23 protein-coding genes and 1 riboswitch are annotated in these 22,858 nt (G+C 43.2%); of the genes, 1 reads left to right on the top strand and 22 read right to left on the bottom strand.

The genetic code is table 11. From position 1 onward, the window contains the following. Nucleotides 1-97: 97 nt before the first annotated feature. From hpf to AB4Z45_RS15345, 19 genes are all read right to left on the bottom strand, one after another. Entirely contained in the window at nt 98-643 is a 546-nt protein-coding gene (gene hpf / locus AB4Z45_RS15435) for a ribosome hibernation-promoting factor, HPF/YfiA family (RefSeq protein ID WP_441874782.1), read from the bottom strand. A gap of 239 nt (nt 644-882) precedes the next feature. Continuing rightward, nucleotides 883-1,080: a cold-shock protein gene (locus tag AB4Z45_RS15430; protein ID WP_028608231.1), complete on the bottom strand. Its 198-nt coding sequence runs from the start codon at nt 1,078-1,080 to the stop codon at nt 883-885. 240 nt (nt 1,081-1,320) lie between these two features. Continuing rightward, nucleotides 1,321-1,746, bottom strand: coding sequence for a flagellar export chaperone FliS (fliS, locus tag AB4Z45_RS15425; RefSeq protein WP_430056987.1), 426 nt, complete (start codon nt 1,744-1,746; stop codon nt 1,321-1,323). A gap of 72 nt (nt 1,747-1,818) precedes the next feature. Then, nucleotides 1,819-2,193, bottom strand: coding sequence for a flagellar protein FlaG (locus tag AB4Z45_RS15420; protein ID WP_441910224.1), 375 nt, complete (start codon nt 2,191-2,193; stop codon nt 1,819-1,821). A 191-nt stretch (nt 2,194-2,384) separates the two neighbouring features. Next, complete coding sequence (locus tag AB4Z45_RS15415; protein ID WP_441910223.1) at nt 2,385-2,753, bottom strand: hypothetical protein; 369 nt, start codon at nt 2,751-2,753, stop codon at nt 2,385-2,387. 63 nt (nt 2,754-2,816) lie between these two features. Then, nucleotides 2,817-4,343, bottom strand: coding sequence for a flagellar filament capping protein FliD (gene fliD, locus AB4Z45_RS15410; RefSeq protein ID WP_441910222.1), 1,527 nt, complete (start codon nt 4,341-4,343; stop codon nt 2,817-2,819). A 263-nt stretch (nt 4,344-4,606) separates the two neighbouring features. After that, nucleotides 4,607-5,275 (bottom strand): acyltransferase, encoded by a 669-nt coding sequence (locus tag AB4Z45_RS15405; RefSeq protein ID WP_441910221.1) that lies wholly within the window; start codon nt 5,273-5,275, stop codon nt 4,607-4,609. 166 nt (nt 5,276-5,441) lie between these two features. Next, a complete protein-coding gene (locus AB4Z45_RS15400) occupies nt 5,442-6,800 on the bottom strand; it encodes a flagellin N-terminal helical domain-containing protein (RefSeq protein WP_441910220.1) in 1,359 nt (452 codons plus the stop codon). Nucleotides 6,801-6,939: 139 nt separating this feature from the next. Then, the gene (csrA, locus tag AB4Z45_RS15395; RefSeq protein WP_430056973.1) at nt 6,940-7,164 is read right to left on the bottom strand and encodes a carbon storage regulator CsrA; all 225 of its coding nucleotides are present in this window, start codon (nt 7,162-7,164) and stop codon (nt 6,940-6,942) included. A 15-nt stretch (nt 7,165-7,179) separates the two neighbouring features. Next, nucleotides 7,180-7,572: a flagellar assembly protein FliW gene (locus tag AB4Z45_RS15390; RefSeq protein WP_441910219.1), complete on the bottom strand. Its 393-nt coding sequence runs from the start codon at nt 7,570-7,572 to the stop codon at nt 7,180-7,182. Between the two features lie 100 nt (nt 7,573-7,672). Continuing rightward, nucleotides 7,673-8,239, bottom strand: coding sequence for a DUF6470 family protein (locus AB4Z45_RS15385; protein ID WP_441910218.1), 567 nt, complete (start codon nt 8,237-8,239; stop codon nt 7,673-7,675). Between the two features lie 12 nt (nt 8,240-8,251). Beyond that, complete coding sequence (flgL, locus tag AB4Z45_RS15380) at nt 8,252-9,223, bottom strand: flagellar hook-associated protein FlgL (RefSeq protein ID WP_441910217.1); 972 nt, start codon at nt 9,221-9,223, stop codon at nt 8,252-8,254. Nucleotides 9,224-9,247: 24 nt separating this feature from the next. After that, a complete protein-coding gene (gene flgK, locus AB4Z45_RS15375) occupies nt 9,248-10,807 on the bottom strand; it encodes a flagellar hook-associated protein FlgK (protein WP_441910216.1) in 1,560 nt (519 codons plus the stop codon). 19 nt (nt 10,808-10,826) lie between these two features. After that, a complete protein-coding gene (locus AB4Z45_RS15370) occupies nt 10,827-11,330 on the bottom strand; it encodes a flagellar protein FlgN (protein WP_076266198.1) in 504 nt (167 codons plus the stop codon). 8 nt (nt 11,331-11,338) lie between these two features. Further along, the gene (gene flgM, locus AB4Z45_RS15365) at nt 11,339-11,605 is read right to left on the bottom strand and encodes a flagellar biosynthesis anti-sigma factor FlgM (RefSeq protein WP_339205363.1); all 267 of its coding nucleotides are present in this window, start codon (nt 11,603-11,605) and stop codon (nt 11,339-11,341) included. Between the two features lie 108 nt (nt 11,606-11,713). Next, on the bottom strand, nt 11,714-12,130 hold the full coding sequence (locus tag AB4Z45_RS15360; protein ID WP_441910215.1) for a TIGR03826 family flagellar region protein: 417 nt from the start codon (nt 12,128-12,130) through the stop codon (nt 11,714-11,716). A gap of 114 nt (nt 12,131-12,244) precedes the next feature. Then, nucleotides 12,245-13,129 (bottom strand): ComF family protein, encoded by an 885-nt coding sequence (locus AB4Z45_RS15355; protein WP_441910214.1) that lies wholly within the window; start codon nt 13,127-13,129, stop codon nt 12,245-12,247. Continuing rightward, complete coding sequence (locus AB4Z45_RS15350; RefSeq protein WP_441910213.1) at nt 13,126-15,369, bottom strand: DEAD/DEAH box helicase; 2,244 nt, start codon at nt 15,367-15,369, stop codon at nt 13,126-13,128. Before AB4Z45_RS15350 ends, AB4Z45_RS15355 begins: the two co-directional genes overlap by 4 nt. A gap of 193 nt (nt 15,370-15,562) precedes the next feature. Further along, nucleotides 15,563-16,024 (bottom strand): glycosyltransferase family 2 protein, encoded by a 462-nt coding sequence (locus AB4Z45_RS15345; RefSeq protein WP_076266203.1) that lies wholly within the window; start codon nt 16,022-16,024, stop codon nt 15,563-15,565. Between the two features lie 245 nt (nt 16,025-16,269). Beyond that, a riboswitch (cyclic di-GMP riboswitch) is annotated at nt 16,270-16,353 on the top strand. A 31-nt stretch (nt 16,354-16,384) separates the two neighbouring features. On the opposite strand from AB4Z45_RS15345, the gene AB4Z45_RS15340 reads away from it, so the two are divergent. Then, a complete protein-coding gene (locus AB4Z45_RS15340) occupies nt 16,385-17,974 on the top strand; it encodes a SpaA isopeptide-forming pilin-related protein (RefSeq protein ID WP_441910212.1) in 1,590 nt (529 codons plus the stop codon). 165 nt (nt 17,975-18,139) lie between these two features. Here the strand turns inward: AB4Z45_RS15340 and AB4Z45_RS15335 are convergent, their stop codons facing one another. The 3 genes from AB4Z45_RS15335 to AB4Z45_RS15325 form a co-directional block, all read right to left on the bottom strand. Then, a complete protein-coding gene (locus tag AB4Z45_RS15335) occupies nt 18,140-18,868 on the bottom strand; it encodes a response regulator (protein ID WP_076266609.1) in 729 nt (242 codons plus the stop codon). 7 nt (nt 18,869-18,875) lie between these two features. Continuing rightward, nucleotides 18,876-20,036 carry a sensor histidine kinase gene (locus tag AB4Z45_RS15330; RefSeq protein WP_076266205.1) on the bottom strand — a complete coding sequence of 387 codons (1,161 nt, stop codon included), beginning with the start codon at nt 20,034-20,036 and terminating at the stop codon, nt 18,876-18,878. A 76-nt stretch (nt 20,037-20,112) separates the two neighbouring features. Next, the gene (locus tag AB4Z45_RS15325; protein ID WP_441910211.1) at nt 20,113-22,818 is read right to left on the bottom strand and encodes a stalk domain-containing protein; all 2,706 of its coding nucleotides are present in this window, start codon (nt 22,816-22,818) and stop codon (nt 20,113-20,115) included. Nucleotides 22,819-22,858 lie beyond the last annotated feature (40 nt).

Raw genomic sequence — 22,858 nt, 5'->3', positions numbered from 1 at the left:
TCAGTTTGTCGACACCGCCGCAACGAGGATGATTGTAAAAGAAAAAGCCTCTCTCCATAAAGGAGAAAAGGCTCTTCAATGTTGTGTATAATGATTGCTAGCCTTGCTCAATTAAACCATATTTCCCGTCACTTCGTTTGTACACAACACTGACCTCTTTGTTGTCCACATTCGAGAAGACGAAGAAATTATGTCCGACCATATTCATTTGCAAAATCGCTTCTTCCACATCCATAGGCTTGAGTGCAAAACGCTTAGTACGAACGAGCTCTAGATCATCCTCTTCTTCCAGGACGCCCACCGCGGAGCCTTCTTCTTTAAATAGAGCGCGTACACCGCTGCTTTGACGGAACTTACGATTTACTTTAGTTTTATGTTTACGTATTTGTCGTTCGAGTTTGTCCGCAACCAGATCAATCGATGCGTACATATCCTCGCTTTTCTCCTCGGCTCTTAGCATGACACCGGTGAGCGGTATGGTCACCTCAACTGCATGTTTCCCTTTGGTGACGGATAGTGTTACGTTAATTTCGGAGGTGATTGGTGCTTCAAAATATTTATCCAATCGGCTGAGTTTCTTTTCGACGTAGTCTCTCAATGCGTCTGTCACTTGAAAGTGTTGACCTCGAATGTTGTAGTTCATGGGGAACTCCTCCTTTACATAGTCTTATTATAGCATATGTAAGCGTTCAAATCAAAATAGTTTTTTATCAATTTAGAATATTCAGATAAATAAAACTATAGAACTAGTAGACTTGTCACAACTTAGTCACGGACACCCTATTTTACTTCAGACAACAAAAAAAAGCCCCGGTTTCCCGGAGCTTGGTAAGTTACTTGTTTAATGATCCAAATTATAGGTTGGCTGGATCAGCCGGATAATTACAGTTTAACTACGTTAGCTGCTTGTGGACCACGAGCGCCTTCAACAATATCGAATTCGACGGATTGGCCTTCTTCAAGAGTTTTGAAACCTTCAGTTTGGATAGCGGAGAAATGAACAAATACGTCGCCGCCTTGCTCAGTCTCGATAAATCCATAACCTTTTTCTGCGTTAAACCATTTAACTTTACCTTGCATGTGCAAACATTCCCTTCATCTTCAAATACTGTGAGGCATCGCTTTGTATAACCCACAATTTGACTATAACACCCACTTTATTGAATTGTCAAACAATTTATTGTAAGCGAATACATTTTGGTTTTGAGCTGTTTATGCCGTTTATCGGATCGTGTCGAAAGCTGGATTTTAATGCCTGGTCGTGGGATATGCAGAAAAAAATAAAGCCACCCATTGGGCGGCTCTCAAGCGTTATTTTAATTAAACAACTGTTGATTGTGTTTGTTTGAATGTATTGCCATTCGCTTGAGCAGCTAATTGATTGTATTGTTTAGCAGCCTGCATCCAAGTTTCTTTTAAATCAATCAGATGAGCAAGCACTTCTTCTGCCGGCTCTATATCTTTCTTCATATTCGCTTCAATTAGGCGAGTGTTAAAATATTCGTATAATTTAAGCAAGTTTTCTGAAATAGGGTTAGAGCGATCAATCGTAATGATGAACTCACTTATAATGTCCTGTACTTTTAAAAGGCTTATATTTGCGTCTTCATAGCGTTGTTCCTTGATCGCTTCAATTCCTTGACGGCAAAAACGGATAGCGCCATCGTAGAGCATAATAAGTAGTTGTCCTGGGGTAGCTGTTTGAATCGTACTTTGAAGATACTTATTACGTTGTTGAAGTTGCATTGTTTATCCTCCTAGAACTAAATTAAAATGTCATTTATGTGCTGTGTGAGTTCATCATCTTACAATAATGAATTAGCCTTTCTTATCGATAAGTATACCAGCCATTTCCCACATTTTAGCGACAAAATCCAACGTTTTCTCTGGAGGAATTTCACGAATGACTTCACCCGATGTACTGTCTAATACTTTCACTGAAATGATATTCGTTTGTTTATGCACAGAAAACTCTAGGTTTGTGCTTTTCCCTTCGATGGCCTTAATCGCTCTATCGATGGCCTTAACTAGCTGTTCTTCGCTAATAGCGACATGCTCACCGCGTGCCTCTGCCTTTTTCAATTCTGCTGAGCTAGTAAATTTAGATAGATTTTGCGAGTCGCTTGCCCCGTTAACACTTACTTTTTCTACTACAGAATTACTACTTTCAATACTAGCAGTACTTCGACTCAACGAGTTAATCGCCCCTGTTGACGGTATATTAGTGTTCATTACCTATCATTCCTTCCGCATCAATAGTCCTAGTTTATATATCGGCAACTATTCACTTTTGTGTTAGATGAAAACTTGTGTTTTGTTAGAGTCATTTTTGCTATATTTATGAAATAAAAATGGGCTTCTCCAAGGAGAAGCCCATGATTGCTTTATTTCTTTTTATCAAAAAACGCACCGTATGCCGAATAGGAGCTGCCATATTCGCCATACTGCTGATTTACCGCTTGTGTTTTCTTCATATTGACCATGTCTGATTCAAGGTCTCGTTTCCTGATATCCATGAGCGGAGTAATTTTCTTATCCGCTTCATAGGCTGGCTGAAGATACACCTTTTTTTGCGTATCTGTGAAAGATACACCTTGCTCTAACAATTCTGAAATATGATCTATAAGCTCTTGTCTCTTACTAAGAAGCTCAAGCCACTCTTCGGGTTCACTATATTCGTCTAATACTCTCTTCTCTAACGAAAGCGTGTATATCAAAAAATCGTTGAGTAGAGAATCTAGAGGGGCATTCATAAGCACTAACCCTCTCTTTCTGAAGCTTCGATAAACTGAATACTTCTTTATGACTTAGCTAACTCAACCTTGTTGTTGTTGTGATAACCAGTTTCCTTGAGCATTTGCTTTATTCATTGCAGTCTCCATCGCAGTGTACTTCTTCCAATATCTATTTTCCTTATCCTGCAATCGACTTTCCCATCTGCTTATATCCGAATTAATTCTTTTCAAGCCCTCACCAAGGATACTCTTATCTACAAGTGAAGCATTGCTGCCTGCTTTTTCAGTAAGCTTAGTCATCGTACTATTTAGCTGATTGTATAAGCGTTCTGCTAGTCCGCTCTCATTAAATTTTGTAGCAGGATCAGTGGAGCTGCTCGTCTTCGTAAACAGGTCCATTACAGCATTTCCATTTTTCGAAATAGCTTCACGTAACTTGGTTTCACTAATATATAGTTTACCATTCTCGTTATATGCACCAGTAGTAATTCCAATTTCACTTAGACTATCAAGCTTCGTATCCATACCGCTGCCTTTTACATTAGACATCAAAGCTTGACGCATTTGAGATAGTCCAGTTGAGAGCAGTGTGTCTTGACGTAATAAACCACTCTTAGCCTTCTCTTCCCATTGCTCAACTTGCTTGTCAGATAAGGATTGCTTCTCTTCTGCTAATAAAGGCTTAAAATCTTTGTAGGTACGTTCATCGACCTTTTTGTTTATTTTCTCAATTATTTCATTATACTTATCTACATAATCCTTAATTGATTTGAACATAGCATCTTCATCAGGTTTCAAATCGACCTTAGTAGTTCCTTTGCTTTTGATATTAAATTCCACACCATCAAATGTGAAGGTTGTACTATTAACAGAATAAGGAATACCGTTAATCTTCACGGTTTGTGCTTCAGCATCTGCTGATGACTGGAAACCTTGATTTGTAGAAAAATCTGTTATTGCTTTATTACTGTTCACTGTTCCTGTTGATAAACCGAGTTTGTTAATAGCTGGCAAATCAGTACTTTTAATCGTGATAGCCGCTGTTGCCCCAGTAGCCTTTGTTGTAAATGTAATGGATTTATCATCCTGCAAATAACTTGCGGTGACACCTGTTTTCGAAGAAAGAGCATTAACTTTTGCTAATATACTGTTAATGGAATCCCCTTTTTCCACTTTAATAATATCATTAGGATCTGAACCAATAGAAAAGGAATACTCTTCATTAAGTGCAATAGTTCCATCTTTCAAATTTTTATCTGCAGAAAATTTCACAGTCGCAGCCTTAGCTGCTGTTGGAAGCACATCTACTTCAACATTATATACAGAAGCGGTTGGGTTACCTTTTTGTTTTGCTGATACGATCGTATCATTGTCAGATGCCAGAACCTTTTTTTGATAAGTTCCTTGTAGTTTCATATCAAATGTTTTGTTCTTTAGGTCTGATAAGAGAGCGTTCATCTCTCTATATTGGTCTCGTCTCCATTCCTCAGTTTGCTTCTTCTGAAGAAGCTTATTTAACGGAGCACTCTCTGCCTTCATTAGTTTTTTAACAATAGATTCTGTATCCAAACCTGAGACTAAGCCACCCATACGAATTGAGTTTACCATGATAATCCTCCTACCTTTTCTCATTCATTTAAAATCAATATCCCGAGAGTATAATACTAGTAGTATCGGATTGAAATAGAATATTGTTTAGGGGAATTGGTAAATTAGATAAAATAGCAGTATAAAGTTTACATCATTTTTGTAGCACTTACTGTGGCAACCCATTTATTAACATCTTTTTCTCGTTTTTTTAATTTACAAGTAACAAAATAGGGCCTTCCGAAAGAAGCCCCTTATCAGTAAACATTATTATATACTTCGGATTATTTAGAAGTTTCCTTTATTTCTTTTAATTGTGATTGCATATGCTCCAATATTATTTTATCATCGTACCCAAGAAACTCACCGCGCTCCTGTAAAATTTGAATGAATTCATCTTCACTAGTAGGATTAATCCATCGTTGTTCCTTGTAATGATAAATTCTCAGCACAGTAGATGGGTTTCCGAATACAACGCAGTGAGAAGGAACGTCACTGGTAACCACAGAATTAGCACCAATTACACTACCATATCCAATGGTAATTCCCCCAACTAACACAGCACCTGTTCCAATCCATCCCCCTCTTTTTACTACTAATCTATTACTCATAGATTTAGATGGCTGATAGTGAATCGGTAATTGAGGATTACTATACGTGTGTTGTGAATCCGAGATATATACTCTAGGACCAATTAAGACATCTTCTTCAACAACAACCTGATTAAAAGATTCAATGATAACGTTTCTTCCGACAAATGACCTATCTCCAATACTAACCTTTACATCTTGTTTGTCATTCTCGAAATATGGATTTACTAAAAGCGTAACATTAGGCATTAGCTTTACATTGTCACCGATGGACATTTTATCAATACCTTCAATTACAATACCTTCTTTACAAACTATATTTTCACCCAAATGATAAAACTGACTTTTATACTGTTGAAGCACGTACATACCCCTTTTCTAATTTATAATCATTTCAAATAGAATGAATCTATTTATTAAAAGAAATGTAAACTTATCTAGTAATTCCATTATCTTAAAGAAAGCCTCAAGCTCCACATTATAAATGCGGATCTTGAGGCTTAATATCAATTTAAATAGGAAGGGGAGATTAACGAAGCAATTGAAGAACGCCTTGTGGTTGTTGGTTAGCTTGTGCAAGCATAGCTTGTGCAGCTTGTGCAAGGATGTTGTTCTTCGTTTGGTTCATCATTTCTTTCGCCATGTCTACGTCACGTACACGCGACTCAGCAGCTGTTAGGTTCTCAGAAGAAGTGTTAAGGTTGTTGATTGTGTGCTCAAGACGGTTTTGGTAAGCACCAAGTTTCGAACGCTCGCCAGAAACTTTCTCGATAGCATTGTTAACTGTTGTAATTGCTGTATTAGCAGAAGTAGCGCTACTAACATCAATTTGATTTACTCCCAGAGCGGTTGCACGCATGTCACCAACAGAAACATACATGTTTTGACCTTCATTAGCACCGATTTGGAAATTCAAGCCACCGTTAGCTGTAACCGCTACTGAAGCTGTAGTAGCAGCAGTACCATTAACCTGTAACTGCAATCCTTTTTGGTTACCACTTTGAATAGTAATAATATTACCCTCGGCAGTATAAGAAGTACCAGCAATTGCAATTACTGCGTCTGTACCTTGACCAGTAGCCAGTGTAGTGTCGATACCAGCAAAGTCACCAGTAACACCAGTAACTGTCATGTCGGATTTACTACCAACAGTTGTTGAAGTTAATTCTAGTTTACCACCAGCAGAAATAGTCGCTTTAACGCCAATATTTGCATCATTGATTTTATCCAATACATTTTGACCTGTATCAGTAGTACCGAATGAAAAGGTTATTCCGTTAACTGTCATTGCACTTGCTTGAGTTAGTACTGCACTTGTAGAGAACGATGTAGCTGTTGAGCTACCTTTGTCAGCTGTAGCTGCAGTAGTAGCAGTAATGTTCGCTAGTGCTCCAACTTTTGTATCACCAGTACCACCAAGAATACTAATGTTAGCTGCATTTGCACCAGTTACAGTACCTGCTACAGAAGCTCCACCATTAAGAAGTTTCTTAGTATTGAACTCAGTAGTAGTACCGATACGATCGATTTCAGCTGTAAGCTGGTTGATCTCTTTTTGAAGCTCGCCACGGTCAGAAGCAGTGTTAGTGTCATTGGAAGATTGAACTGCCAATTCACGCATACGTTGCAAGATCGAGTGAGTTTCGTTCAAAGCGCCTTCAGCAGTTTGAATTAGAGAGATACCATCTTGTCCGTTTTTGGAAGCCATGTCCAAACCACGGATTTGACCGCGCATTTTTTCGGAAATTGCTAGACCAGCTGCATCGTCACCTGCACGGTTGATGCGAAGACCAGAAGACAATTTCTCGATGGATTTGCTAGTTGCTGCAGTGTTAGTAGACAACTGACGGTGTGTGTTAAGAGCTGCGATATTGTGGTTAATAATCATTAGTATTTCCTCCTTGAAATTTTCGTATTTCCGCATCCTTGCGGAAGCTTACGATAATAGTTCGGCCGTCCTATTATCGCGCTATTATATTTATCGGATTTCTCCATCAATTGTTTATAGCTTATATTTAAAAAAACAATTATTTTTTAAAAAATTTTGATACATCCTCTATGGATACCGCACTAGTTGCTGCCGCACGATTTTCTGCTTGTATCGCCATATATATTTCTTTGCGGTAGATATCCACTTCCTTCGGTGCCCGTATGCCTAGTTTAACATTATCGCCTTCTACGCCGAGTACGATGATTTCAACATTCGCACCGATCATGATAGACTCATTACTTTTGCGTGATAAAACGAGCATGGCTTTTCATCCTCCTTAGGTTCGATTGAGTGGAGCGCGCGAACTGTATGTATTATCGTGAAGAATTAGCTGTTTGCCTGCTAATGTTCTTTTATTCAAAATGATCGGAGCAAGCAAATTAATTGTTGCATTAGCAAAATCTGTGGATATGGTTATAACAGACCAAACCTCGACATCCTCTTCACCGTTAATACTTAGTTCTTGTTTCACGGTTTCTGGGAGTTCCCATTCATAATCTGGATAAAATAAAAATGGACTCGCAACCAGCAACGATATCGTTTCGTCCTCAGAAGCCTTCATAAGCTTCATTGGAAGGTCGTTTCCTACTTCTTCGAATACAAAGTCATTCAAATGTTCGAAACCTGGAATACCTTGTTCAAATTGATAAATTAGCTGTTCTGTATTCACTTCATAACCCCCTATTAGGATTCCTCATTTATTAAAAATAAAAACTATAGATCTCATGCGTCGTGCGCAAATGATCTATAGTCTAAAAAAACAGTAACGTCTAAATAAGCTGATCGAGCTGTGGTGGAATAATCTCCACTTTAGGATATTGACTCATATAAATGTCCAGCTTGCCGCGCTCATATTCATGAATAGGCTTGTTCACTTGAACATTAAGGTCGACTCGACCTGGAGTGGTATCAATCGTGAGTTCACCTGGAATATACTCGATATCAATATTATCATAGGAGGCTTCCCCGCGGAAATCATATTCAGGAAAAGTTCGTTTCCAATCCCTTGCCATTTCTGCAATGGGATTTCCGCCTAAATGAATCGAGGCCATTTGATCGCCCTTCTCCACAATCCTTGCAATGCCTTGCAATGCAATATCAGCAGCCATTGAATATATTTTGCTCATCGTTTGCAAATTGTTTCCAAGCGCTAACGCATCCCATAATCGATCTTGATTAATTTCAAGTCGTCCTTTGGTGGTTTGAAAATGTTGCTCTGGCCTGATTTGCTCCATATCTACAGTAGCAGCGGGCTGCTCAAGACGCTGTTTGCCCATATCGGCATCAATAGAGAGCGCGGCATCCTGCGTACGAATCTGAATCTGAGGAATTTGCATGTTAATCTCCACCTATCTCAAGAAATCAACCAAGCTTGGACGTATAAGCTGTGCTCCAACAGATAGGGAAGCCTGATATACATTTTCCTCTGTCTTCATATTCGTAATCACTTCTGCCATATCTGCATCTTCCGTTTTTGCCTGTACCGTTTTTAAGTTAATTTCAATATCCGAAAGCCGATTTTGAACAATATCGATGCGATTTACTTTTGCCCCTACTTCAGCCCGTTTCGTAAGCATCGTATTCATACGGCTTTCTACCTGTCCTATCAACTTAGAAATTCCATCTTGATCGCCGGAACTAAGCATATCATTTGCTCGTTGAAGCAGTAAAAAGACATTGTCACTGCTCTCTATTTCCGCTTTTGTTGCCGTAGGAGATATACCCGCACCAAAAACTTCGTTACCTGTAATGTTAATTCCCAGCTTCATTCCTGCGGATAGTTCATATTTAATTGAACCGTTATCCGAGCTGACTTGGTATGCTTTTAACAAAGGCGGATCAACTGTCAAATCAGTTGTACCTTCTACACCCATCGTTGGATAAGGCTTCTCACCTGTCATTTCACCATTAAATACTTGTTTTCCGTTAAATTGACTATTTCCGATTTCCACCATTTGGTTATACATTTGTGACATTTCAACTTTAATCGCATCAAGGCTTGTTTGTTCGAGAGTTCCATTGGCACCCTTGACTAACAGCTCCCTAACGCGCTGCATAATATCTCCTGCTTGACCAATAGAAGTATCCGTATATTCCAGCATAGATAAAGCAGAACTTACATTTTTGGAATATTGGTCATTAGAATCAAGTTCACTGCGATAGCGCAGTGCAAAAGTGATACCAACTGGATCATCTGATGGTTTATTAATCTTCATACCCGTAGACAGCTGGTTTTGCAAATTATTCATACGTCCCATATTGCTTGTAATGTTACGAAGCAACTGCGTATTCATCATTGATTGCGTTACACGAAACGACATAATGTCTCACCTCCGCTTTAAAAATTATAGTCCTACTCGGCCCATCCCATTAATAACTCTATCTAAAATTTCATCAATCATCGTCATATTTCGAGCAGCTGCATTGTATGCATGCTGGAACTTAATCATGTTGGACATTTCTTCATCTAGCGAAACTCCGCTAACCGATTGTCTGCGGGATTCAACTTGGTCGACGATAATTTGTTGATTCGCTTGCATACGAGTTGCTTCCGCAGCTTGTACACCTAGCTGACCGACAACAGAACGGAAATAAGCATCAACCGTGTTTTTATTTTCACCTGTCCCCGCGTCGAAGTCGAAACGAGTATCTCTCATTTGTGAGAAAAGGACAGCCAAAGAGTTGTTACCGCTTATAACTGACTCTGAACCATCTGCATTCGTAGCTACTCGCATAGATGTCGCAATCAAATTTGAATTTGCAACAATTGCAGGATTAAGCGTGATGTTGCCGGCATTCAATCCAGCAGTACTGCCGTTTGCATCTGTAAAGAAAGGCAAACCCGCTTCTTGTCCAGCCAACGAATAGCCAAGCTGATGCAAACCATTCAACCCTTTTACCGTAACCTTTGTATCTTCGTTCAGTGTACGATTTGTGCCTGTATAGGTTACGTTATTCAATACTGTTCCTTCTGGCAAAACAGATCCTTTAGGCAGCGTAACCTCAAACTCGCCATTCGCCATCGTTTGAACGAGATTATTGAGTTCTCCGATGTACCCCTCGACGTAATGATCTCTTGCATATATCGTTCCATAAATAGCACCGCTATTTAAATCACCATTAGCAACCGCTGTAGTAACTGCTGCTGAATCTAGAGAAGCAGTAGCTGTTCCTTGCACCAGCTCCGTACCGCCCATCGTAATGCGATAGCCGCTCTCTTGGTCTTCTACGCGAATATTGATTAATCCCGAAAGCTGATCTGTAATCAGGTCACGCTGATCCCGCAAATCATTTGCATTATCGCCTAAGCTTTCAACCCGTCTAATCTCGCCATTTAACTGGGCGATGCTTGTTGTAATCGAATTAACCGTATTTAAGTTAATCTCTACATTTTCCGTCAAATCAGCTTTTAAATCGCTGAGCTGCTTAGCTGTGTAATTAAAAGAATCCACAAGTGCCATCGTTTGTTCCATAACGACTTTGCGGCCATCCGCATTCTCAGGGTTTTTGCTGAGGTCTGACCACGAATTCCAAAAATTCGAGATCACCGTTCTAAGGCCCGTGTCGCTTGGTTCATTAACGATACCCTCTAATTTAGAGAGCGTATCGAGCTGAACTGAGAAATTACCCAGTGATTTATATTCGTTGCGATACTGATTATCCAGAAACTTCTCTCTAATCCGAGTGATGGAAGACGCCTCAACACCTGTACCAAGCTGACCAGCTGCTGTTGATTTGGAGAAACCAACCGCGTCAATCGGTCTTGATGCAGTCATGTTCACCACTTGACGTGAGTAGCCTGCCGTATTCGCGTTTGAAATGTTGTGCCCAGTTGTATTCAGAGCAGACTGAGTAGTAAATAAGCTGCGCCTTGCCGTTTCTAAGCCATGAAAAGTGGATGCCATCGTATATTGTCCTCTCTTGTTACGTTTTCATATTAAAGCGGCCATTACGATTTAAGGCCATGCCTTGAACAGCACGATGATAGGTCGCTTCTTCCTCAGTCGGACCAAGCAGCAAATCTTGCGTAAAATGCAAATGCTCCAGAGTCATCCTTACGAGCTGTTGATTGAATTCGTTAATATCTTGAAGTTTCTTAAGTGCTGCCGACAGCTCATTCCATATCGCCTGAAGCTGCTGCTTCTCATTCGCTTGGTATACAGCTTGTATGAGCTTCTCCATTTTGAACGAACGATGGGCAGTCAGCTTCTGATCAAGCATATATTTCCCTATCAAAAAGATACGCTGCTGCTCCAGATCCATGATCCGCTGAAGACTCTTCTTCTCTTTGCTGGAAATATACGAGAGCGTCTCTACTTGGTTCACAGTAATAGCCGACGTCTTCGCGTTGCCGTATTCAATAAGCTGCAGGTGCTCGTCTAAAAGCTCTTGCAAAATCACGATGATTTGCTGGATGTACTCATTCATTTAGAGGATTACTCCTTCAGGAAGGGAAGCAGCTTCTCGGCTATCTTGCCAGCTTCCACATGATAGTTGCCTGTTGCTACCGAACGCTTCAGCTGCTCAATATGTTCTGTTCTGTCCGCTCCGCTTGCTTTGCTTGTCGATAGCAATTCCTTAGCTGCAGCAGAGATTTGGACTTCGTCCTTCTGCTTAGCCTTGTCTGTCCCGCCTACTCTGGACTCCGAATGCTTCTGGTATGGATTAAGTGCTCCGATACGATTCGTCTCATTTATTTTCATTGTTTACCCACCTCATTATTTACAGGAACTAAAAAAGCCGATTACCTTTACAAGTATTATCGGCTTCAGTCAAGTGAAATTTTATAGTCATCAAAATATTAACTTAAATCATTTATCGTTGTATCTCTCTAAACCTTTATAAACACCCGTTTGCTTGTAAGCACTTTTTAAATCTTCTTTTCGCGATATGTCTTGGAACATCTGCTTCTTGTCCTTCTCAATTCTATTGCGACAAGTGTCGCAAAGATGATTATCACGAATCAGAGTTCCGCAAGATTCACAAGGGTATGACATATTAGGTGCATTCATAATGGAGATGCGTCCCTCGCGTATGAACTTCGTAATTTGTTTAATCGAAACACCCGTAGCATCAGATACCTCAGTAATAATTGAGCCTCTAAATTCACGCAAATAGTTTGCGCAAAGCTCATACTCTTTATCAATATCTCGCATGCATGCCGGGCATACGTCTCTAAAGTTTTTTGCAAAAAGCTTACCGCAGCGAGGACAATTATCTAGGTTCATCGCTCTGAGCCCTCCTTTTTTTGTAAAACCATACTAGCTATTAGTTACATTCTAATCGATAGCACTAACTTTTTCACTATGAATCTAATTATTAGATCTATCAGCCTAGCTGGATTATGAACGAGCCCATGTCAAAATATAGATATCGAGCGAAAGCTCCATATAATGGTGCAGAGCCTTAGAGCAGGCTTCTGCTGTGCTTCCAGTTGTGTAGATATCATCGATTAAAAGTATACGAATAGCTTTATCGTTTAGATGCTTCTTGCTATGTGATTCAGAGGCTAATAAGCTCAAATTGTTCGTATTCACTTCAAAGAGAGATTGCGTATCGCGCATTCTTTCGGAGCGCGTTTTGAAGCTTTGCTTCTCTGAATGCCGCGAACGAATGAGCAATTCCATAATCGGAAGCTGAAAACGCCTCGCGATATGGCTGGCTAGCTGCTCCGCTTGGTTGAACCCCCGATCAGCTGCTCGTTCTTCACTTACAGGAACGTAGGTAACAGCATCCCAGCAGTCTGCTATCGATATTTTTGGTTTGCGGCTGCTGCTGCTTGCCACGATAGACTGTTGAATAATTTCAAAGGTCATCGCCTCGAAAGCAGGCAGAAGCATATCCCCGAGCAAAGGAGCAAGCTGCTCATTGCCCCTATATTTGTACAAAGCGAGCATCGCTCGCATGGCTTGATTATAATGAACCGCGCTGCGGTTGCATATGAATGCGCCATGCGGACGACGTATGCAGTCTTCGCATGGGATGCCGCGCCCGCATCTACGGCAGGCGATGCGGGTCAGCCATGGTATTGCGGAGAGGCACGCTCCGCAAAGGGATTTGCGAAGCTGGGTCGTCAGCTTCGCGTGGTTGTAGCTGCTCGCGCTGCGAGCCTCGCTTTGCGGTTTGCCGCATAGGAGACATGCGGCAGACGTTGGAGCGAGCAGCTGCGCGGATGTGGTGAAAGCGGATTGCAGACGCTGCAGCCATGCTCTTGGCGAGACGTTCATTTCGGCGAGCCTCCTTTGGCTGTGGGGAGCAAGTAGCCTTGCTTGCGAGCCATGCGGTTCATCGTTTGAATATGGCGTACAGCCTGCAGCTGTGGTCGATTGCGATCATGGCTGCAAAAGTACACACGACCGAATGGATCATCCGCAGAGCGGCCTGCTCTTCCAGCCATTTGAACCAGTGAAGCCTCGTCAAATAACCTTCCGTCCGCATCAAGGATGTAAACATCGCTTTTAGGAATCGTTACGCCCCTCTCTAGAATAGTAGTTGTGACTAGTACTCGTATATCCCGCGAGCGAAAACGCTGCACCTTCTCCGTTCGTTCTTCATCCTGTGAAGAGGTTGCCGCAACAGCAGCATGTGAAAGAGCAGCACGCAATAAAGCCGCCATAGGCTCGGTTTGAGCAATTTGCTGCACGAATACAAACAGCTGAGCGCCTCGATCAAGGGATGATACCATGGCTGCTAGCAGCTTTGACGACAGCTTGCGGTGCTGAAGCATCTGCTTTACTGTCGGCGTTTGAAGAAGCTTGGGCACAGGAAGCGGATGACGATGATAACGAACAGGTACTCTTGCATGAGGCAGCTTCCCGCGTTTTGCTGCTCTTTGCAGCTCACTTGGCGGCGTAGCAGACAGCAGCAAACGAGCAGCGCCTGGCGCACAGCTTTTGTCTGCTGCAAAATGCAGCAGCGGATCGCCCGCAAAAGGAAACGCATCCAGCTCATCCACTACAACGAGATCAAAGCCTTGATAAAACCGCATCAGCTGATGCGTAGTCGCAAGCGTAATATCTCCGCTTTCCCAGCGCTGCTCACTACCACCGTATAATGTTACGACTGACGCCTTAGGAAAAGCTTTCCGAATACGCGGGTCAAGCTCGATCACCACATCACGGCGCGGTGTGGCAATAAGCGCCTTCCCGCCGCGCAGCAGGACAGACTCCACAAGCGGAAAAACCATCTCCGTTTTGCCCGCTCCTGTTACAGCCCAAAGAAGAAACTCTCTCATCTGTCGCTGCTTGTCCAGCTTTGATAAAGCCGCATCTATCGGCGGCTCTTCCACAAACTGCAGCGCCTTGGCTGCTGCAGCTGTCTGCGCAGGGCTAAGCCCCCATTTATCAAGCCGCTGTTTATACGACAGCGGCCTCAACCCCTTACCAGAGCCGCGAACCGTCGTCTCTGCCCAATTCAACCCCGCGCGCTGCCCCGTAATGAGCAGCTCACATTCCCGGCTTCGCCCCATTCCAATGCACGCCATACAATAGGCGCAGTGCCTCCCGCACGCTGCACATGCCGTGCGGTGCATTTGCGCCTCGCCGCTCCCACAGCGCAAACAGCTGCGCTCGCGCCTGCGGCGCCCCAAAGCGTTCAATCGCCCGCCACCAACGGCGACGATTGATCCGCTCAGGCGCACCTGCCCGAGCAGCGAAGCAAGCTGGAGCAATTCTCTCCAGCTTGCCGCGGCACCGGGACAGCTTGCGCTAGACAACAGGGCGTGCGCCTCGCTTCGCAAAAGCGCACGTCCCTGCAGCATACCCGCGGCAAGCTTCGCTCCTGCCGCGATCTCTCCCAGCTCTTCAGCGCTATAAACTCCCGCTTCCTCGCCACCCACACGCTTAGCGCTGCTACGCTTTTCACCATTATTCGCAAGCACTGCTCCTCCTATTTCCCCAACCACAGCGCCCCTTACCTTCTCCCACCTCTCCACTAAACCAAAAAGCTTCTCTATCGCCAACGCTCCTTTCCGCTTCCCTCGACTACTCAAAAAGCGCCAACGACTCCCCAAACTAATCTTGCTATTTTCACCTGCTTGCTCTACTTCTCCACTGTATTTCCGATAATTTCTCTCCAGCTCGCTGTATTTCTGTTTACTACTATTCAACCCGCCAGTTGCTGCATCTCCACCCGCCCCATCAGCTTTTGCCTCCTCCGCACATGCGGCCAATAGCTCAATCGCCTCATGATCAGCATTTCGTCCTCCTTCATTCAAGCTTTTACTCGCACTGTTTCTGCCGCCGCTGCCACGTTTAATAGCCGCATCCCAAAGCTCCACTGCAATGCACGCATCCCCGAGCGGCAGTTCTTCTTTTAGCAGCCATCCCTCCTCTGCGATCTCGTTGTTCAAGAATCCCGCTTCACCAAACGCTCCATGCATCCAGAAGTATTTATCCACCATTGCCTTGATAGTCAGTCGAGCCTGCCAGCAGCCTTTCACTTTAACAACATACAATTGAGCCTTCATCTCTATTCGCTCCCTTGACACTTTATAGAACTGACTTCATTATTCATCTGTTAAGTTAAATACGGCCTCTCCCTTCCCAGACAAAAGGAGAATGATGTTGGAAAGCACTGTAAACAAAAAAAGCACACCCAACAACGCATTTGCGTTATTGAGTGTGCTTCACTCCGACTATTTCATTACCGTAGATTATATACTAAAATGGCATTTTCGACAAATCTGTCGGATTTTGCAAATCAATTAGCACCGCATGATCAGAAAGCGACACAACTCCTTCTGCCTGGAGCAGCCATAGCAGCTGAGTTCCATCCACACCCTCTGTTTGAGAGCGCTTACTGCCTTCGCTTTCAGACAAAGGATTAGATCCATTAGAGTGAATCCTGACCTCATCGCCCTTTCTAGCTAATCGTTCAACAATAGCCAGTGTCTCCTCTGTAACCCCTTGATCTACGATCGTCAAACGAACGTTTTTTCCCATTCGCCGAGAGAAAGAAAACAGCGAACGTACATACCATTCCATATTGTTTTGCTGAACGTCAGCTACGAGCACATAATGCTTGCTGGATTGCTGGCGCCCTCGCCAAATTCGATACGCCAGATGCACCGACAATGCAGCCAAAGCATAACAGCCAATAACAAGAAGTAGAAGTTCAAACATGGCGGCCACCTCCTCTTTGTGACACTATATGCCATGAAGAGCCCACTGGTTCCGCAATCAAGGGACAAGGTGACAAAATGTGTGTTATGCCAAAAATATATCCTGCTTTATGATGATTATTAGTCATTTTCTGACAAAGAAACACCCTTGAGCAATTTCCAATACATGTTATCATTTTAATATGAAAGCATGCATATCTAACCGGTGCACGCATATAGAAAGGGAGAGTGGATTTTCACAATCAAAATAACTAGGGAAGCGATGAAGTATAATCTACAATTGGACACTTGGATTATATGGAGCTAGTAGTGTAACCGGCCCTCTTGGAACCCCACTACGTATCTAAGAGGAGAGTGAAAGATGCGTTATTTTAGGAAAAAAATCAGTTTAGCCCTGGCTCTGTTATTAATTTTTTCGTTGTCGCTTAGTTCCCTTGCCATGGCGGAAGGTGATAGCAATCAAGGTACAAATGCTGCGGCACTCGTAGATGAGAATAGCTGTCCACAGTATTCATCGGATCGCAAGGATGTCATTGCCACGCATTCCAATATCGTAGTCAATAATAACGGAACAGCTACCGCTACGTTCCAGACGACAAAAGATTGTGTTAGAGTCAGTTTCTCCGGCTATGAAGGCCCTGCTGACTGGGCACCTGGACCCGGCGATACAACCATTCCATACAACAAGCAAACATTTTTTGAGGGACAGTCTATTATATATCCAAAAGCAGGTACTTACTCCGTTACGATTAACATTCCCAGATGCTTGCCTTATCAATTAGATATCTATAGCGGAGATTTAATTAAGACATTAGGTCCCGGCGCTCATGGTGACAAAATTTTAGCATGGAATCTAAAGCTTTCGAACAGCTGTACGGGCAGTATCATCATCAACAAATTTTTAAATAATGTCGAAGGGGCTCCTCATGTTGGCATTACCTTCGAGCTTTGGAAAGACGGTAAATTAGTCAAAAGCGGCGTTACCAATAGTAACGGTATTCTGCAATTCAACGAATTGCCTATCGGCACCTACACATTAAAAGAATTAACCTTAGATGGCTTTACCACCGATTTAGTGGCTACCCAGCAGATCGTAGTAACCACAGATAACTCTGTGCGAAAAGCAGTTATCAATACGGCTAAGCTCAAACTTGAAACGGCCTGCTCCGCCGACCCGAATAAAACAAGAGCTTGGAAAGTAACCAATGAGAGTAACATTGAGGTTTCTTATTCATGGGAAGTTCCGAATTCTGCTCAAACAGGAAATGGCGTAATTCCTGGAAAAGGTTCCGTAAGCTTTTCAACGAATACGGAGCTTGTCAACCCAACTGATCCACAAGCTGTACCTAATACGCTGAAGATCCATTGGGGCAAGGAGAAAGAGCTTTCACTTGTGAACGCAGGCGAAACCTGCTCTACGCCTACTCCAACACCGTCAGCGACACCTACTGCTACTCCAACTTCTACACCGGAGAGCACACCTACAACTACACCATCTTCTACACCTGAGAGCACTCCTACAACTACACCATCTTCTACACCTGAGAGCACTCCTACAACTACACCATCTCCTACACCTGAGAGCACGCCTACAGCTACACCAACTCCAACACCTGAGAGCACACCTAACAATACACCACCTTCCACACCTGTGAGCACGCCTAACAACACGCCTACTGCAACAACTACGGTAACGACAACACCTACATCGTCACCTGAAGCAACACCAATCGTCGAAATTGATGATGAAGATCCACCTGTTGGAGGAGTTACTGAAGGTGGGGAAGGCGAGCCGCCAATCGATCCTGTTGTTGCTGTAGATGAAGATCAAGTCCCGCTTGCTACTCTGCCAAAAACAGGCGAAAGCAGTCCGGTTCCTTATTATCTCATCGGGGCATTTGCCCTTTCAGCGGGATTTATTTCTCTTCGCAGACAAAAACAAAGAAAATAGTTAAGATTATAGGTTTTACCACGCACTCTTAGGCTGGTTTTATACAGCTTAGGAGTGTTTTTCTTTTACACAACCATTGCAAGGCAACCTTATATGCAAACAAAAAACCCCGCATCAACCGATACGGGGTTTTGCTCGATATGTAAGTAATGATCAAAAAGGCTACTACAGTGTAACCCATCCATATTTGATCGATTGGATAACAGCTTGCGTACGATCATCAACTTCCATCTTTTGCAAAATGCTGCTCACATGGTTTTTAACCGTTTTTTCGCTAATGAATAAAAACTCTCCAATAAGCTTATTGCTCTTGCCCTCTGCCATAAGCCTTAACACCTCTGCCTCACGGCGTGTTAATGGGCTTTCATCGCCAGCAACGAACTTAACTCCCGGTTCCTGAGCAGCTGCAGCACCTGAGACAATTCCCATCTCATCCAAATACGTCATACGGCGAAGCTGGTTAATGAGCTTGCCTGTCACTTTAGGATGGATATAGGCATGACCTTGGACAACGGAACGAATGGCGTTAATTAGCGATTCTGCCTCCATATCCTTCAGAAGGTAACCCGTAGCCCCTTTACGAAGGGTTTCAAATACATAGCTCTCATCGTCGTGGATAGATAAAATGATAACCTTAACATCAGGAAACATACTTTTTAATCGTTCAGTCGTCACGACACCGTTCTCTATAGGCATATTAATATCCATCAGGACAATCTCAGGAATGGTATGATTGCAAAATTCTAAAACTTGAATGCCGTCTCCGCATTCGCCGATAACTTCAAGATCGTCTTCCATGTTTAGAATCCGCTTAAGTCCTTCACGAAACAGCTGGTGGTCATCCGCAAGTAAAATTTTGATTGTATTCACATTGCTTGCAGCTCTTTGGATCATCATCATCTTACTCCTTTCTAGATTCGGCAGTAGTAGGTATATCTATTATAATTTTCGTCCCTCTACCGGGATTTGAGTCTATATCCATCCTTCCCTCTATTAGCTCAATGCGTTCTCTCATCCCTACCAATCCAAAATGTGCGTTTCGAGTAGCATCCTGCTCGATTAAATCGCTGTTAAATCCAACGCCGTTGTCTTGAATTACGAGTGAAATATGCTGTGGCTGATAGTTAATCTCGAGCATTACATGTGAAGCGCTCGCATGTTTTAGTGCATTGGTAAAAGCTTCCTGAACTAAGCGGTATATCGCCGCTTCCATTGCAGAGGGCATCCGAGTTTCTTTACCTATAAGCTCGAATATGGTATGTATTTTTGTTTTCTCTTCAAAATCCTGTGTGAATTTACGAAGAGTCGGCACAAGTCCCAAATCATCCAACGCCATCGGGCGCAAATTAAATATAATTTTGCGAATTTCCTCAAGGCCGGAGCGCACTTGTCCTTTTAAATCTACTAATTCTTCCTGCACCATCACAAATTCCTGCTTGATTAGCATACGTTCTGCAATTTCTGTTCGAAGAACGATATTAGCGAGTGATTGCGCGGGACCATCATGGATTTCCCTGGCGATCCGTTTACGCTCTTCCTCTTGCGCCAAAATAATTTTCAATCCCAGCAGCTGCCTGGTTTTGGCAGACTCAAGAATACGAGTAACCTGATTAAGATCACCCGATAAATATTCAAGTACGACATTTATTTGCGAAGCAATCGTTTCAGCACGCTCGATGGAATTTTCTACATTCCGAACACGTTTTTGCAAATCATCTCGACGCGCTTTCAAGTAGGATTCCTTCTCGCGGTAGACCATCAAATCCAGCTGGATTTGTGTAGCCTTCTCATAGGCAGACTTAATGTCATCTTCCTTGTAGCGTACGAAATCCCGGCTCACTTCTGTCAGCCTTATACGCGCACGGCGATAGTCTTGCTCCAGCTGGTCAACCTTGTCAATTGTCTTCACCGTTTCTTGAAGGACAATTTCAAGCTCCTGCTCGAGTGATTCTAGCTCCGTGCGCGCGGATTCACATATTTCATAAATCTGGTATTTGCTGTCTTCCATCACTTCGATTGCGTTTTTAATGACTCGATTTATATCGACTGTAAGGTGGTCCACTGTAGATCGGCAACCTTTCTATATTAAAGGTTAATCTACTCTATCATACCACAGATTGGATATATTTCGTCCATCGTTAATCGATGGTAATCTTTTTCGCTTTCCCGTCATACCCGACCTTTAGGCCTAGTTTCTCTGAAAATAAACGGACCGGAATGAGCGTCCGATTGTTACGAACGATAGGCGTAATATCTGACGATTGGAGTGCGCCATTTAAAATAAGATCCTTTTTGCCGAGTGTCATTTCCATCAGCTTATTGCCGCGAAGAACGGTAACTTGTCCCGTTTTTCCGTCAAATAACAGCTTCGCTCCCATGGCATCGGATACAAACCGGACAGGTACAAATGTCGTTCCATTCAAAACGATGGGTGCTGAATCAAGCGTAATCGCTTTTCCATTAACCGTCGCAGCAGATTTGCCTACAGTCATTACGACCTTAGTTTGTGAATCAACCGTTACGGAAGGCGGATATTGCAGCTTCATATTATCTAGTCCAATAGAACCTGTTGCAGAACGCTCATCCTGCCCTTCGGCGATCGTCACAACGTAAATTCTTTTTAGTTTAACAGGGAATTTCATCCCTGCAGAGGATAAATTCATCTTCACATTCTTCCAGCCGCTCCAATCAAGCTGTTTGGCAAGGTCGATAAGATGTGCTTTGCCATCCGCATCAATGAACTCTGCGCGCACCCAGTTCAGGCTGTTATCGCCATAAAGATCTACAGTCATGGAAGTAGGTGAACCTTCAATCGCGCGACCGTTTGTATTAAATACTACATACGATGCTTTAGTTCCAGTGCCGTTTGTGAAATCATAATCCAGCTTTAATGCTTTCGAAGAAGCTTGTCCTTGGAAATCGGATACCAAGCTTACGCTTCCTGTCGTTGTCGCAGGCGTGACCTGTGATGTAATGGGATAGGTCGATTTTTCAAAATCCTCAAAGGTGCTCACTGCTTCCCCTTGTGTGAATGGAATCATTGTCGGAAAACCATCATAACGAGCAATGGCATACCCGGTGCTTGTACCTGCGTTAACCGACTGCACAGTTAGGTTATCGCCGTTTCTAGATGCGGTAAATCCAACAAACTCCCACTTCACGGAGTCAGCGCTAAGCTTATATGAATTACCGTTTTTCAGCTTTACAGTAAGCGGAACAGAAATCGTTGCTCCTTTTGCCAGCACACCTGCACTCGTATCAATGGAGAGCGATGCAATTTGATCCTGTCCAATCACTTCAATTTCTTGTTTGGTAGAGATCGCTCCTGATTTCACAGTGAGATTCGTTTTACCCGCCTTTGTGGCAGTGAATTCATTGCCTTTGAACGTTCCAATAGCGTTCTCGGTACTCCATACGGCAGATGAATTGTCTACTTCAAACGGGTTATAGTACGTGTCATAGCCTTTTAATGAATACGACGATTTTTGACCGATAAACATAACATTAGCGCCGCTCACAGAAATGCCTTTCAACGAACCTGCTGGAGCAGTTGTGAATACGCCTATGCCGTTTGCAACACTTCTTTGGGTGGTGCCGTATTGCGTAGGATGCGACAGCTTCAAATCATTTGTTCCCAGTGGACGTTCGATCATCGTTGTAGAACCGCCGCCATCCAGATTGACGCCTTTATATACGCCTAGCTGCAGCATAATTTGCTGAAGCTCCTTCAAGTTTACACCCGTATTCCCGCCGCTGCGCTCACTCGTGATGAGATATACTTTAGTGCCATCCTGTGAATAGCCAACCGCTGAACGAGATGTATAGGAAGAGCCGCTTACGCCTGTAATATCGCGTGAGAATGGAGCTACTGCACCCGCATTGACTAACAATGTATGACCGCCAGCCATCATTTCAAAAGAGTTCGGATCAACCTTCGCTCCCGTCGTTTGCGAAACGAGCGCATAATCCGCATTGATCGTTTGCCCAACCTGTAAATGCTCCTTCACATAATTAGCAGCAAGGCCATGCGACCGGAGTATGTATCCATCAGCAGGTGCTTGACCTGCGATTGCTTTATCGATTGAAATCTCCTCAATTACGCCATTGCGAACTAATACTTCGGTAGGCGTGGAGCCTGAGTTTTTCGGGCGTTCTGTACCGCCCCAAGCACTTGTATAAATATACATCATATTGACATGGCTATAATTAGAGCCCGTTGTCTCCGGAATATAAGCAGATTGGTTAAGCCCTTCCAGCGGGAAGGTAGAGCCGTCTGATGCCGTTACCTGGCCATTGAAGCTATAGTTGTCAATCATAGGTTTGCGGTCCTTAGAAACCGAGAATGCGTACATCCCCTTCAGCTTCGCAGGACTCGACATAAACATGCCGCTTGCGATTTGCCCGCCAAGCGGGGCGCCCTCATTGCCCATTACGAATACGTCTGCATTAATGCCAGCTACGGCTCCGTTTTCTTTTGTCATATTAAGGATCGTATTTAATTGACCTATGCTATTATTTTTTCCACTCATCGCATTTATGGATACGTAGGGATTGGTAAGATCGATTTCAATGACATGCACATCGGTTTGCACCTTGGAGCTGCCGCGCGTCGTTTGGAATACATAGTCAAGGCGCTTGGCACCTGCTGTTATAAATGATTGCTGCGACAGCTTAAGCGTAGGGTCGGCAGCAGCCTCTGCTGATTGAATGACTGCCGTCTGCCAGCTGCTAGGCAAGATTGAAGCTAAAGGCTGTACTAGCAGTGCTCCACCTAATACGACAATTATAACCCGTTTTCCTAAGCCTTCTGACTGCCGATCTATGATTTTTTGAAACTTACTCATTAGATTTACAACTCTCCCATCCATTAATCTATTAGTTATA

The organism is Paenibacillus sp. MCAF9 (genome assembly GCF_052114265.1).
Classification (GTDB): domain Bacteria; phylum Bacillota; class Bacilli; order Paenibacillales; family Paenibacillaceae; genus Pristimantibacillus.
The sequence above is the reverse complement of the archived record's forward strand: the minus strand, read 5'-3'. Positions and strand labels throughout refer to the sequence as shown.